Source organism: Fulvivirga kasyanovii, from assembly GCF_009711405.1.
Taxonomy (GTDB): domain Bacteria; phylum Bacteroidota; class Bacteroidia; order Cytophagales; family Cyclobacteriaceae; genus Fulvivirga; species Fulvivirga kasyanovii.
On sequence record NZ_SMLW01000670.1, the window covers coordinates 21,537 to 36,158 of the forward strand.

A 14,622-nucleotide genomic window follows, 5' to 3' on the forward strand; every position below is an offset into this window, starting at 1 on the left:
AGCAAAAGGCAGTTGGCAAACAGCCTAAATAACAAGATATAAGCGCATTAGTGCCATTTTTCACCATAATCACTTACCTGCAATACGATCTTTAGATATACAACCTTTCGGTTTTATCCTTTTACCCCCCAAGTTTTCCTCTTGATCCCAAAATGGCAATAGGTTCGGATTACTGATTTCAGTAGTAAGCTTCAGTTGCATAAATAAAAAAAGGCCCGACTCTATGAGCCGGACCAAGCCTAAAAAAACCAACTATTTAGACTATTAATGCGCCAACATTTATGTTTTTAAGGGAACCTGACCTTTGCCGACCAGAACTCCTTATGAGTGTCTCTGTTTATATTTTAGAATATTCAACATGTGTACCAATTGGCACCAGATCTATTTTTAGCTGAAAATCAATGATTTATAAAACAGACAGTTTGGAAAAATGAGCCTTATCGGGAAATTAATCCCAAAAAGAGACATAATCTCACTTGCAAGTCTCGAACGAACGACTCTCATTTTTACCAAAAGACAATAAAACGCTATATTCACCAACAAAATGAAATAGGAGGCAGATGGCAATCATAGATAAGAAGAAAAGCATTTATAAGATCAGCAAGGCACTAAGAGCTTACCTTGTTGAGAATGACAGGGAGATAAAGTTACCCATTAAGTACAGTGACCTGCTCAGGTACGACAATGCCATTCCTCTGCTGGATAAAAACAATAAAGACACGCTTTGGGAATCTGTTTTCTATCCACAGGATGATATGAAACACATCCACTACAGCCTGAAAAAAATATATGCTATTCTCAAAGCGGATGGTGACCTTTCAGTGATGGAGCACTTGTTTGTTGACCGCATTGACCTATGTGTGTATGGCAATACGCAACCGTTCAGGGTAAGGATAGTCAACAGGATTAATGATAACTTTGACTATTTCTATATTAAAAATGCGGATGCCTCGCGTATCTATGGCCTGGAGCTGGAGCACCTGCTCTCTCCCAACCGCATGAGCTACTTTGTGGATGGTGACACCCTTATTGAGGAGCACATTATTGGTATTCCCGGCGACCAGTTCATGAAATACCACCTCAACGATAAAAACCTCAACAAGATCAGGCTTGCCAAGGAGTTTGTAAAGTTTAATGAGCGGTGCTTTGTCAGGCTACTTGGGGATATGCACTCCAGCAACTTTGTAATAGACATCACTCCTGACTTTGAGGAAGTGGATTACAGGATAAGGGCCATCGATTTTGACCAGCAGTCGTACGAAGGACGGAAGTCAATATACCTGCCACAGTACTTCAAGCAAAACAATCCATTAATAGAAATCGGGATCAAGTGCATGACGCCGGAAACCGTAAAGCAGTACCAGAAAGAAGAGCGCTCGCTCATTGCCACGAGGCTCAAGGCCAGTAAAGTCAAAATTGATGAGCTGCTGCAAGCTATGACCGAAGACGAAATATCTCCCAGGGAAAATGTATACTCTTTGAGACAAGAGCTGGCCCGCCACTATAAAAACAGAGACTTTTTAAGCTGTAATTCGATGGGCGAAATATTGAAAAAAAGCCTGGATGCTGTTCTGGAACTGAAACCCTCTTACCATTTTCCATAAAATAAGGAGCTTAACAAACTAAAACCGCTGCGGGTAAAGTCGGGAAGCTCCTTATTGGGTTAGAGGTAATTATAGGTATACTTACTTAGCTTACTACTACACGATCGCGTCTTCTTCTGTTGTAATCATAATCTTTTACATATCTGAAGTATGCTTTTTTGAGCGATGTGACTATTAATGCTGCGTATTCACGGCTTCTGCTCACTATGGGTTGCTTTTCACCTTCTGCTGTTCTTATTTCCACAGCATATTTATCTTTAGCCACAATCATCCATATGATACCCCCGATAATAAGTGCCACACCAATTCCGATTGACACCATATTGGTATCGATAACGTAAATAGCCTCTTCAGCGCTATACCTGATATTCGCAAACACATCCAGCGAACCGGCTACAATAGCAAGGAAACCCAGTATGAACAATGTTATCCCCGGTGCATTGCTGGCCGGTATCCTTTGAAGGTCAATTTTTGTGATGCCATCAAGGTTGTACTCATCTTTCTCAGCGTAAAATTTATCACTGGTGATCTTCACGCCATGTCCGTCTGTATATATTATTTCTTCCTCTTTCATGTCTTTAATATTTATTTCTTTTAGTTGCTTAACCTATGTCAAAATGTTTCATTAGGGTGTGTGCTGTTTCTACTTGCAATCACACCTCTCATAAAAGAATTAGCAAAATAAATGCCGCCCGATTGAGCTTGTTCCTATTGAAATATTGGCGTTTTGGCGGGTACATGCGCGTAATTTGTTCCACAAAAAGATGCCTTTTTTTCTCCTTTTCGTTTCTTTGCAGCAAATTATAGCCTTATGATAGTAGCCAAACCCAAAGTAGGCACTCTTTTTTCCCTCGGGCTGTTCATCGCTATCAGCCTTGGCGTAGCGATCTACACGGCTTCTTTTATGATCGGCAGCAGCTCTATTGCCTGGTATCAGTATGTAATTGTTATCATATTGTTTCCGCTGTCACTCGGTCTGGCAACCAAGGTGATATTCGGGTATAAAGTGATTACCGTAGGTAAGGAAAAGCTGGACATCACCTTTCCTACCCGCTTCAAAAGCACATCGTACAGAATAAAAGATATAGATTACTGGAAGGAAACGCAGGTAAAAACAGCTACGGGTACATATAAAGAAGTTGAGATCCAGTTTGAGGACAAAAAACAACTGTCGCTGTCGTACCAGGAGCACACGGATTACCCTAAAGTGATCAATTACCTGAAAAAGAAATGTGCAAAAAAAATGCGATCTTAAGGCATGCTTAAAAATGTACTTATTGTAGGTCTTGGAGGTTTTGCAGGCAGTATCGCCCGTTATCTGGCTTATGTACTAATCGATAAACGCTTCCCCTCTGCTTATCCCCTAAGTACGCTAAGTGTGAATATCATTGGAAGTTTTATACTGGGCATCATCACCGGCTTTATGTTAAAAACGAGCGTTGCCAATGACACCTTGAGGCTTTTACTCGCGGTTGGCTTTTGCGGCAGCTTTACCACATTCTCTACTTTCGCCTACGAAAATCTTTTTTTTATCAATCAGAAGCTCATTCCTACGGCACTGATCTACATTTTTGCAAGCCTGATTCTAGGCCTTTTGGCAGTGTTTGCCGGACACTGGGTCGGTAAAACAATGCTATAATTGCTTAATTAAAAAAGGTTGACAGCTTCTGACCATCAACCTTTCTTTTACTTTACTTTTTATTCTTTTTATTGTCTTTAAACTCCCCCTGCCGCACATCACGTATAAAATTGGACCACCTGATCGGGTTCAGGAAGTTGTTGGGAGGAATAATGCCATGAAGCTCATACAGCCGGTTGTATCGCATCTGGTCGTAATAGTATTCATACTCTTCATTGTTATTGACCGTTTTCCTGATGTCTCTCTGCACTTCAAACACCAGATCATCCATATTGCGCTTCGGCTTCACGTCCATAAAGGCATTCTCAAAAGTCTTGACATCTGGCCAGGGAAATACTACAACCTCGCTCAGCATTACGGTCTCCTTTCGCATCAATTGCACCAGTGAGTACTGCTCGGCTTCTAGATCATAGGGCATGATAAAAGCAGCATCCCTATAGCCTATGGAAGTGAAAACCAGGGTATCTCCCGGATTGATGAATAAGGAGAAATAGCCATTGTTGTCGGCTGCCGTTCCATACATGGTACCGGCAATCCTGATGCTTGCATACGGGACTTCGCTACGATCATCAGCATCGAGTACTACCCCACTTACACGAACCGGTTTAGGGATTTTCTGCTGGCCATAAGCAGTAGCTCCGGTTAGTAACGCCAGCATGATCAATAAACCCGGGAAATACCTCTTCATATCCATAGTTTTAAATTTTTAACATTATCACCTATGCGACCAATCGTATTGATCAAGTGACTCAAGGCACGCTTTCAGTAGCTTAATGCTCCCTTCAATATCTTCCTTGTGTGCCATTTCAATCACCTGGTGCAGGTGCCTCGTGGGTATGGAAACTGCCCCAGAAATAGCGCCCCTTTTACCCATGCGCTGTATTCCGGCGGTATCAGTTCCTCCCGCAGTAAGAAGCTCCGGCTGCCATTTGATCATAAATTTCTCAGCGATGTCCTTCATGTAATCTACCATTCTGTAATCACATATTGTCATAGCGTCCATTATTTTTATAGCCGCACCCTGCCCTAGTGAAGTCACTTTTTCATGGCTCTGCGCTCCCGGCAGGTCATATGCAATGGTAGTATCCAGACCAAACCCAAAATCAGGGTCCAGCGTATGGGCAGCCACATTGGCACCTCTTATACCTACCTCCTCCTGCACGGTAAACACACCATATGTATCATAAGGTAACTTCTTTATAGACCTTAATGTTTCGATCAGTACAAATACCGAAACCCGGTTGTCTATCGATTTACAATTGACACAGTCTCCCATTTCAATCAGTTCACGCTCCCTGGTAATGGGATTACCGATGCTTACCACTTTCTCCACTTCACTTTTAGTCATACCCAGGTCAATATAGAAATCCTGAACCTTGGGCATTTTAGTTTTCTCCTCAGCACTCATTACATGTACCGGTTTGGTACCCATTACTCCCATAACATCCTTTTTGCCATGGATAATAACGCGTTGAGCAGTTAATGTTTTCGGGTCGAACCCTCCGAGGGTGGTAAAGCGAACAAAACCCTGGTCATCTATGTGCGTAACAATAAAACCTATTTCATCCATATGTGCCGCAACCATCGCCCTTTTTTCGCTGGACATGCCTTTCTTAAAAGCTATCACATTGCCCATATTATCAACCTCCACGGCATCCACCAACGACTCTATCTCTTCCAGCACAAGGTTCCTTATCCTACTTTCATAACCCGGTACTCCCGGCGCCTCACATATCTTTTTTAGTAGTTTAACATCTATTCCCATAGCTACTTTATTTGTTTAATCAGTTCTTTACTTTAAAAATTCGGCTTATTCAATATTACCTAAAAAAGGAAGAAATCCGTTTACATTATGTGGAATAATTCTGTTATTTTTTAATACGCTTTCGTGAAAAACCCCTTCACCTACAGTGATTTTAAATGTTGTCCTCCCGACATTTCTTCCAAAATGAAAAATAAACTTTGAGAAAAATTTGCAGTTCTAACTTTTACAATTTTATATTTGTAGCATCAATTACCTACTCTGTAGTAGTTGATTTATAAAGAATGAGGTGAGAGACAGGCTCTAAGACCCTCTGGCAACCATCAATCAAAAGTGATATAGGTGCCAAATCCTGATCCCGAATGTTCGTCAGGTGGCGAAATGGGAGAATATAAATTGACTGAAAAATGAACAATTCAATTTCATCTTACTTAGAATCACAAGATCGCCGGCAGGGTCAGGTATCTCCTATGATTATTTCACAATTCAGCAACATGAATATTTGTTGTTGCTGTTGTTGTTGTACCTGTTAGGCTAAAGTCCCCTACACTTTGGCCCTAGAGCAACAGGTGCGTTAATACCCTTCAACGCACGGGGGAGAGGCATATGCCGTTTTCCCTGATCCAAATCAAAATTTTAACCCTAAATACCTAAAAACCTAACATTAGCAATGGCACTACTAATAACAGAAGAATGCATTAACTGCGGGGCCTGCGAGCCAGAATGCCCCAATACCGCCATCTACGAAGGTGGCGAAGAGTGGTCGTGGAGCGACGGCACCGCCCTCACGGAGGTAGAGCTTGAAGACGGCTCAGTTACCCCGGGAGACGAGCAGCAGGAGCCTGTTTCCGACAGCTTTTTCTACATCGTTTCAGGTAAATGTACAGAGTGTGTGGGCTTCCACGAAGAGCCACAATGTGCTGCCGTTTGTCCGGTAGACTGCTGCGTACCTGATCCGGATTATGAAGAGACAGAAGACGAATTATCAGAAAAACAACAGTGGCTACATGCCTCATAAATAAAAACAGAGAAGATTGAATATGCCGGAATACAAACATTTTGAAACCAAAGCTATACGTAACCAGAGCGAACGCTCAGGGTTCAGAGAGCACTCTGTGCCTCTGTATATGACCTCCAGCTTCACTTTTGAAGATGCCGAACAGGCACGTGCACTTTTTGCAGATGAAGTGGATGGCAATATCTATACACGATTTTCAAACCCCAACAACTCAGAGTTTATCAGTAAGCTTTGCGCTATGGAGGGCACTGAAGACGGTATAGCCACTGCCTCCGGAATGGCTGCAATGTTTTCCAGCATGGCGGCACTTTTGAAGAATGGCGACCATATATTGGCTTCAAGATCTGTTTTCGGCTCTACACACCAGCTTTTTACTCAGGTGTTCCCCAAATGGGGCATCGAGCACTCATACGCAGACATCAATAACCAGGACGATTGGGAAAAAAAGATCAAACCGAACACAAAAATGATCTTTGTAGAAACCCCGTCTAACCCTGCACTGGACATCATTGATCTGGAGTGGCTGGGAGACCTCGCTAAAAGACATAACCTGATCTTGAATGTTGACAATTGCTTTGCCACACCGTATTTGCAGCAACCTGCCAAATTCGGAGCGCACCTGGTGACGCACTCTGCCACTAAATTTATTGACGGACAGGGCAGAACTATCGCAGGAGCCATATTGGGCACTAAAGAATTGATAGAGCAAATCAGGTTTTTCACCAGACACACAGGCCCGTCACTGTCACCTTTCAACGGATGGCTGCTGAGCAAAAGCCTTGAAACACTGGCCGTGCGCATGGACCGCCACTGCGACAGTGCCATAAGGATTGCCGAGTACCTGGAAGGACATGATGAGCTCGAACTGGTAAAATACCCGTTTTTAGGCTCCCACCCTCAAAGCCAACTGGCAAAAAAGCAAATGAAACTGGGTGGCGGACTTGTAACCTTTGTGGTTAAAGGAGGAATAGACAGGGGACGTAAGTTTTTGAACAGCCTTAAAATGCTGTCACTTACGGCCAACCTTGGAGACTCAAGAACCATAGCCACGCACCCTGCTTCCACTACCCATTCAAAACTTACCGATGAGGAAAGGGCTGAGGTAGGTATACTGCCAGGATTGGTGAGAATTTCAGTGGGCCTGGAAAATGTAAATGATATACTGGAGGATATTGAAAACGCATTGAGAGCATCAAAATGAGGCAAGCATTAAATAACGTCATTTTCTGTATGTGTTGCATCTGTTGTAAGCATGTAAAGGAATAACTGTATCCGGTCAGGAATAAAAAAGCACCAAAAGGCCTCTTCCGGATACTCAGAAGAGGCCTTTTTTATAAAGAAATTAAAAAATTTAAAAAGCAGTGATATGAGCATAGTACTAGACCAAAAGATCTCCAAAGCGGCTCAGAAAGACATTCTGGAGCTAAAGCAGAAGATATCACAATTCAAAAAAGGCGAGATACAGGAAGAGCGCTTCAAGGCTTTCCGACTGGCTCGCGGAGTGTATGGGCAGCGCCAGCTTGGCGTACAAATGTTCCGGATCAAGTTGCCCTACGGCAAACTTACCGGAGACCAGTTGATCCGGATAGCTGATCTTTCTGAGGAATATACCAACGGGAATTTACATACTACAACGAGGCAGAATATCCAGTTGCACTATGTACATCTGGAAGATACCCCGGAAATGTGGGCCAAACTGGAAGAGAAAGGAGTGACCACAAAAGAAGCCTGCGGTAACACGGTAAGAACCATTACTGCATCTCCGTTTGCAGGCATTGACCCGGACGAGCCTTTTGATGTTGCCGTCTATGCCCATGCTGCATTTGAGTTCTTTCTGAGGAACCCTATATGCCAGGATATGGGAAGGAAAATAAAGATTGCTTTCTCTTCCAGCGAGAAAGATTCTGCCTTTACCTACATCCATGACTTTGGGTTCATACCCAAGATCCAGGATGGTGTAAAAGGTTTTAAGGTAGTAGTTGGCGGAGGTCTTGGTGCACAGACTTTCATTGCTGAGACTGCTTTCGAATTCCTTCCGGCAGATAAGATCATACCTTTTATGGAAGCCGGCCTGAGGGTGTTCGACCGCTATGGAGAACGTGAGAAGCGTCATAAAGCCAGAATGAAATTCCTGATCGAGCCGAAAAGAGGTATTGGTCTGGAGAAATTCTTAGAGCTTGTGAAGCAGGAGCAGACAGCCAATGCTTTCCAGAGCTATCCCGTAGAGGCAGAGGCCATACATGTGGATATACCTGAAAAACTGGAAACACCGGAAGTAAGCATTGCGAATGAGCAAAAATACCAGGAGTGGCTTGACACCAACGTTTTTGAACAAAAACAAAAAGATTTTTATGCCATAAAAGTACGACTGCCATTGGGCAACATCCATGCTGAAAAAGCCCGTGAGCTTGTGCGCCTTACCAAAGGTTATATCGCGGACGATATCCGGGTAACTGTTGGCCAGGGTCTGCTGCTCAAGTTTGCCAGAAAAGAATACCTCCCCTACCTGCACTATGTGCTTGATCATTTGGGGTTGGCAGCACCAGGAGCCGACACCATCATAGATGTGACCGCCTGCCCGGGAACTGACACTTGTAACCTGGGTGTAACCAATAGCACCGGTGTGGCTGCGGAGCTGGAAAAACTGATCTACGATGAATATCATTCCCTGATTGCCGATGCCGATATTCATATCAAAATAAGCGGTTGCATGAACTCCTGCGGCCAGCACATGATCGCCAACATTGGTTTTCATGGCAGCTCTATCAAAAATGGGGCAGCGGTTATTCCTGCACTCCAGGTGGTACTGGGTGGCGGTATAGATGAGTACGGCCGTGGCTTTATTGCTGACAAGGTCATTAAGCTGCCTACCAAAAAAATACCTGAAGCGGTAAGAAGGCTGTTGAACGATTATGAAGCAAACTCCGAGGAAGGGGAATACTTCAACTACTATTACCTGAGACAAGGTAAGATGTACTTCTACAACCTGTTAAAATCCCTTGCCGATGTACAGGCGCTTGGCGCGGATGACTACCTGGACTGGGGCGAAACCGAAGCTTTTGTACCTGAAATAGGAACAGGAGAATGTGCCGGTGTAAGCTTCGATGTGGTAAGCACCATATTCAATGATGCAGGGGAAAGATTGCATTACTCAGGTGAGGCTTTGGAAGATGGCTATTACTCAGACTCTATTTATCATAGCTACAGCACCTTTGTGATTGCAGCCAAAGCACTACTGCTGAGCAGGGATGTGCATTGCAATACGCACATTGGTATCATCAGAGACTTTGCGGAGCATTTCGAAGCGCTGGCACTGGAGGTTGATTTTGAAGCCACTGTACTACAGATCAATCAGAACATTCCGGAGCCTGCATTTGCGAAGGCATACAACGAGCAGGCCAAAAACTTCTTCGAAAAGGCGGTAGCCCTGAGAAAAGAAGAAACGCGGGACGGAAAAGAAAAAGAGGTAATTTCTAACTACTACAAAGCATGAGCAAAACAGGACAATTGACATTAGTGGGGGCCGGACCAGGAGATCCGGACCTCATTTCCATAAAAGGCGTGAAAGCCATAGCATCGGCAGAAGTACTGCTATACGATGCACTGATCAACAAGCAGTTGCTGAAATATGCTGTAAGCACCTGCGAAAAGATCTATGTTGGCAAACGGGCTGGAAGCCACAGCTCCACCCAGGACGAGATCAACCAGCTTATCGTTGAGCATGCTTTGCAGGGCAAGCATGTAGTACGTCTCAAGGGTGGTGATCCGCTGATTTTTGCGCGGGGCAAAGAAGAGATTGACTATGCTAAAGCCTTCGGCATCCATACTGATGTGGTAATAGGCATCTCAAGCCTCAATTTGCCGGGATATTATGGCATTCCTTTGACAACAAGGGGCGTAAACGAGAGCTTTTGGGTGGTAACGGCTACCAATAAGAATGGAAAGCTATCCACAGATGCGCGGCTTGCAGCCCAGTCTTCGGCTACTGTCGTTTACTTCATGGGTCTGGGCAAGTTGCCTGAGATAGTTTCAATCTACCAGTCGCTGGAAAAGAACGACACTCCGGTAGCCATTATATCACAGGGATCACTACCTACTGCCCAGGTAGTTACAGGCACGGTGGATTCTATTGTAGAGAAAAGCGCAGGAATCCCTGCTCCGGCACTGATCGTGATCGGTGAATCTGTCAATGAGTATCTTAATGTATATGCACCAATAAAAGCAAGAAAGGATGGACTCTAAAAACAACCTCTTCCCTATTTTCTTAAAAATAAGACAAATCAAAACCCTTATTGTGGGTGGCGGGAATGTGGCACTGGAAAAGCTCAATGCCCTGCTTAAAAATGATCCGAGAGCCAATATTATACTGATAGGGCGCGAGATCAGCGATGAGATCAAGGAACGTGTAAGTGGTATTGACACCATCACCTTGCACCAGAGAGCCTTTTTACCGAGCGACCTGCATTGCGGCATTCAAATGCTGATACTGGCTACCAATAACCGTGACCTTAATGCCGTGATTTATGGCATGGCCCGGGCCAAGGGCATACTGACCAATGTAGCCGATACTCCTGACCTCTGTGATTTCTATCTCGGGTCTACCGTAACGAAAGGCAACTTAAAGATCGGGATCTCTACCAACGGTCAGTCGCCAACTTTTGCCAAGCGTTTCAGGGAAGTACTGGAAGACATACTCCCTGATGAAACCAATGAACTGGTTAACAATCTGAACAAGATCAGGAACAGCCTGAAAGTTTCTTTTTCAGAGAAAGTGAGAATATTGAATGATAAGACCAAAGAGTTAGTCTCAAAGTAATGACCCCTATGAATATACAAGAAGCAAATGGAGAGTACGAGTCGTTGTCGCCGGAAGAACGGCTAAAAAAGCTCTTTCAAAGCCATCCGTCATCGGAAATCCTTGTTACTTCTTCCTTTGGAAGCACGTCAGTTGTACTGTTGCACATGATCAACAAAATACAGCCCGGGCATCCTATTTATTTCATTGACACCACCTTTCACTTTGATGAAACGCTGGATTTTAAAGACCGGCTGATCCGGCAACTGGATCTCAATGTTATAAATGTTAAAGCCAGAAGCAACAAGAACAAATTCACTCATGATAACAAAACCTGGAAATACAATCCTGATCTGTGCTGCTACATTAATAAGGTAGAACCCCTTGACCAGATCAAGAAATCATTTAAATTCTGGATTTCAGGTTTGATGGCTTATCAAAATGAGAATCGTAAAAACATTGATATATTTCAACCTAAAGACGAACTTATTAAATTCCACCCTTTGATTGATATGTCACCTTCGGAGGTGGCGCTTTATCAGCTTATCCACGAACTTCCCATCCACCCGTTAACCGGGCAGGGGTATAGTTCTATTGGCTGCTTTAACTGTACAAAAAAAGGAGCAGGAAGAAGCGGACGCTGGGCGGATATGGCCAAAACAGAGTGTGGCCTGCATGCATAAACCAAGATAAAACCTATACTTACAAACCCATTACGTTTTAAAGGGCAGCCTTCATGGATCGGTCGCATTTTCCAGGGAGACACTAACATTTGAATCTGTGGTTGACGGACATCCCGTCAATAGCAATCTGCAAAAGCGGTTGGGCAAACTGGAATAAATCAGCAACAGCGAACATTACCAGGTTCATGGGTAAGCTTTACGTTGCAAGCTTTATATTCCGACTTGTTTGCTCAAAGGCTTTCAACTTGATCCGCCTTCACGTTCACCATGCCCTTTGAAACCTTTCCTTCTCCGTATTGTTCTAGAAGAACAAGAAGACGCTAATGCCCTGATCAATGATAACAGGATGCCATCAGGTATTTTTTTTCAATTTTGAAAACTATTGTCAAATTGAAAATAAAATAACGACTTGAATAGCCTCAAATGTAAAAAAATGCGTTAACCTTAAGATGGAATACATCTTGTAGAAGGATTAAACGTAGGTTATCAATCTCAGCAAACGATTTTTATGAAAGGTAAAATTATTTTAACCTTTGCTCTTGCACTTTTAGCTCTGACGGTAATAGGATTTGTGGGGCAGGATACGCTTACCCAACTTATAGTATCTATTAAAAAGGAGTCGCAGCCCAACCCTAAGCTGATTGCGCTTAAGGAAATACTCGGTGACCTTTCTGACGCAGAAAACAGCGTGAGGACATACACCATTACCCGGGAGTCTGAAAACCTGACACCTTTTTATGAGTCCATCTCCACCATAGACAATAAAATCAATGGCCTTTACGAGCTCACGAAGAATAAGGAACAGCTCAAAATGATCGATTCGCTACAGGTATTGATAGAAAAAAAATACAGTATACTTAAGCAGCTTATTGACATCAAAAAAGACCAGGATGCAGAGGAGGTACTTGAGCGGGTACTGGAAAATATTGCCAGGCTGAGGGAGAAGGACTCTATACCCCAGCCGATCGTCAAAAACAACAGCTTTGAGCCTGACGAAACTTATGACCGCATAAAAAAAGTTGAGATCCCTGAGCCTGAGCAGCAGGAAAAGAAGGTCTCTATATTTCAAAGGATCTTTGGCGGTGGCAGTGATGACAAGCCTCAGGAAACGGAAGAAGAATCTCAGGGCATTTTGGCGGAAGAAGAATCTCAGACCGGCAATACCGCTGATACCACTGCACAAAGAAGCAGCTCCAGGCCTTACATCTTTCCCAACTCCCCTAATGATCTTAACTCCAGCGATATTGGTCAGATCATATCAAAAATAGGGCAGGAAAGGAACGAGAATATCAAAGCCGTGAGGGAGCAGGAGCTGGCCCTCACCCTGCGCGATAATAACCTCATGAAGGAAATAAGGAAGATGGCCAATAAAATCGAAGACCGGGAAAAGACCATTTCCGTCAATCGCGCTGAGGCGGCCCAGAAGGCCACGGACAAAGCTATTTACATTATGAGCCTGACCTGGATCATCGCGCTGATCATTTTTGCCATTTTGCTTTTCATCATCATCAATGATATCTCCAAAAACCAAAAAAACAAGGAGAGACTCAGGAAAGCAAAAGAGCGTGCTGAAAAACTGGCCAGGGTCAAGGAAGAGTTTTTATCTAACATGAGCCATGAGATCCGTACTCCGCTCAACTCCATCATAGGTTATACCGAGCAACTGGAGTATACCGCCCTGAACCCGGAACAGCGCAAATACCTCAAAAGCATTCACCATTCGGGTGACCATCTGCTGACCATAATCAATGACATCCTTGATTATGCCAAGCTGGAATCAGGACAGCTTTCCCTTGAAGAGATCTGCTTTGCCGTAGAGCAAAATATCAGCGATGTAATTGGCACCTTCCAAAATCAGATAGAAAAGAAAAAGCTGCAACTGCACTATCAAATAGATGAGGATGTGCCGGAAGTATTGCTTGGAGACCCGGTAAGGTTCAGACAAATTTTGATCAATCTGGTGAGCAATGCCATAAAATTTACACCTGCCGGACAAATTAATATAACTGTAAGCCAGCAGCCAGCGGAGCATGAGCAGGTGAGGCTAAAACTGTCTGTGTCCGACACTGGCATAGGTATTCCGAAGGGCAAACTCCATTCTATTTTTAAAAATTTCGCCCAGGCCGACTCCAGCACGACCAGAAAATATGGCGGTACCGGACTTGGTTTATCAATTGTGAAGAAGATTGCAGACCTGCATAATGGTGCAGTTTTCGTAGATAGTGAAGAAGATAAAGGGACAACATTTTCCGTGGAGCTGATGTACAAAGTCGGTAAACGGGAAGACCTGAAAGAAACCCAGACCAAAACCCCGATATGCTACGCTCCTTTGGAAGGTAAAAAGATCCTGGTAGTAGATGATCAGGAGTTTAACCTGGAGCTTATTAAGGTCATATTTGACAAATGGAAAATAAACAGCACACTCCTGAACTCCGGCAAACAGGCCATCAACAATATTAAAGAGCACGAGTACGACATGATATTTATGGATGTGCAGATGCCGGAAATGAGTGGATTGGAAGTAACCCGGCAGATCAGGAAATTTGAAAGCCAGCACGATCGCCATACGCCCATAGTAGCGCTGACTGCGGCGGCATCAAAAGAAGAAGCTGAAAACTGTATTGCGCATGGCATGAATGGCTACCTGCTAAAGCCTTTCACCCAAAACAGCCTGTTCCTTAAAATAACAGAGACATTGGGTATAGCTACGGAAGAAAATACACCCGCAGAAAATATCCCTGAACAGATTGACACCCTGAACATCGAAGACCTTCAGGAACTGTCCAACGGGAATCCTGCTTTTGTGGTAAACATGCTCAACATCTTTATCAAGAATTTTGACATTGACCTTAAAGACCTGAACAACGCGCTGAACGACAAGGACTGGGATAGGTTAAGGGGCAAGTCGCACAAAATGATCCCTCCGTGCCGTCACCTGGGGTTCAACACTTTGATGGCCGATCTCAAGGAGGTAGAAGTTGAAAGTCAGCAAGGCCAAGACCTCGGCAAGGTAAGCAGGCTGGTGAGGGACATTAATGACAATTACAGTAAAATCAAACCGGTGATAGAAGCTGAGGTTACCAACATTCAGAAGAGTATATCCGAATCAGCAGCATAAAGC

Annotated in this window: 13 protein-coding genes and 1 riboswitch; of the genes, 10 read left to right on the forward strand and 3 right to left on the reverse strand. The window is 43.9% G+C overall.

Features of this window, described 5'->3' with window-relative positions; translation table 11 throughout:
* Positions 1-560: 560 nt before the first annotated feature.
* Complete coding sequence (locus E1163_RS27360) at positions 561-1,604, forward strand: hypothetical protein (RefSeq protein ID WP_155176453.1); 1,044 nt, start codon at positions 561-563, stop codon at positions 1,602-1,604.
* Positions 1,605-1,689: 85 nt separating this feature from the next.
* Here the strand turns inward: E1163_RS27360 and E1163_RS27365 are convergent, their stop codons facing one another.
* Positions 1,690-2,178: a DUF6232 family protein gene (locus E1163_RS27365; RefSeq protein WP_155176455.1), complete on the reverse strand. Its 489-nt coding sequence runs from the start codon at positions 2,176-2,178 to the stop codon at positions 1,690-1,692.
* Between the two features lie 237 nt (positions 2,179-2,415).
* Between E1163_RS27365 and E1163_RS27370 the strand changes: the two genes are divergently transcribed.
* Together E1163_RS27370 and crcB are read left to right on the forward strand one after the other, a co-directional pair.
* The gene (locus E1163_RS27370) at positions 2,416-2,859 is read left to right on the forward strand and encodes a hypothetical protein (RefSeq protein WP_155176457.1); all 444 of its coding nucleotides are present in this window, start codon (positions 2,416-2,418) and stop codon (positions 2,857-2,859) included.
* A gap of 3 nt (positions 2,860-2,862) precedes the next feature.
* Positions 2,863-3,243, forward strand: coding sequence for a fluoride efflux transporter CrcB (gene crcB / locus E1163_RS27375; RefSeq protein ID WP_155176459.1), 381 nt, complete (start codon positions 2,863-2,865; stop codon positions 3,241-3,243).
* Between the two features lie 52 nt (positions 3,244-3,295).
* Here the strand turns inward: crcB and E1163_RS27380 are convergent, their stop codons facing one another.
* On the reverse strand, positions 3,296-3,931 hold the full coding sequence (locus tag E1163_RS27380) for a carboxypeptidase-like regulatory domain-containing protein (RefSeq protein ID WP_185156232.1): 636 nt from the start codon (positions 3,929-3,931) through the stop codon (positions 3,296-3,298).
* A gap of 27 nt (positions 3,932-3,958) precedes the next feature.
* Positions 3,959-5,008, reverse strand: coding sequence for a M42 family metallopeptidase (locus tag E1163_RS27385; RefSeq protein WP_155176463.1), 1,050 nt, complete (start codon positions 5,006-5,008; stop codon positions 3,959-3,961).
* 269 nt (positions 5,009-5,277) lie between these two features.
* Positions 5,278-5,403: riboswitch (SAM riboswitch) on the forward strand.
* Between the two features lie 272 nt (positions 5,404-5,675).
* Between E1163_RS27385 and E1163_RS27390 the strand changes: the two genes are divergently transcribed.
* The 7 genes from E1163_RS27390 to E1163_RS27420 all read left to right on the forward strand — a co-directional run bounded on the left by E1163_RS27390 (position 5,676) and on the right by E1163_RS27420 (position 14,619).
* Complete coding sequence (locus E1163_RS27390) at positions 5,676-6,023, forward strand: 4Fe-4S binding protein (protein ID WP_155176465.1); 348 nt, start codon at positions 5,676-5,678, stop codon at positions 6,021-6,023.
* A 22-nt stretch (positions 6,024-6,045) separates the two neighbouring features.
* The gene (locus tag E1163_RS27395; RefSeq protein WP_155176467.1) at positions 6,046-7,224 is read left to right on the forward strand and encodes a trans-sulfuration enzyme family protein; all 1,179 of its coding nucleotides are present in this window, start codon (positions 6,046-6,048) and stop codon (positions 7,222-7,224) included.
* 165 nt (positions 7,225-7,389) lie between these two features.
* Positions 7,390-9,516 (forward strand): HEPN domain-containing protein, encoded by a 2,127-nt coding sequence (locus E1163_RS27400; RefSeq protein ID WP_155176468.1) that lies wholly within the window; start codon positions 7,390-7,392, stop codon positions 9,514-9,516.
* Positions 9,513-10,265, forward strand: coding sequence for a uroporphyrinogen-III C-methyltransferase (gene cobA / locus E1163_RS27405; RefSeq protein WP_155176470.1), 753 nt, complete (start codon positions 9,513-9,515; stop codon positions 10,263-10,265). Before E1163_RS27400 ends, cobA begins: the two co-directional genes overlap by 4 nt.
* The gene (locus E1163_RS27410) at positions 10,255-10,839 is read left to right on the forward strand and encodes a precorrin-2 dehydrogenase/sirohydrochlorin ferrochelatase family protein (RefSeq protein WP_155176472.1); all 585 of its coding nucleotides are present in this window, start codon (positions 10,255-10,257) and stop codon (positions 10,837-10,839) included. Before cobA ends, E1163_RS27410 begins: the two co-directional genes overlap by 11 nt.
* Before the next feature lie 8 nt (positions 10,840-10,847).
* Positions 10,848-11,501, forward strand: a complete 654-nt coding sequence (locus E1163_RS27415; protein ID WP_155176474.1) for a phosphoadenylyl-sulfate reductase — start codon at positions 10,848-10,850, stop codon at positions 11,499-11,501.
* Positions 11,502-12,009: 508 nt separating this feature from the next.
* Positions 12,010-14,619, forward strand: a complete 2,610-nt coding sequence (locus E1163_RS27420) for an ATP-binding protein (protein ID WP_155176476.1) — start codon at positions 12,010-12,012, stop codon at positions 14,617-14,619.
* Positions 14,620-14,622 lie beyond the last annotated feature (3 nt).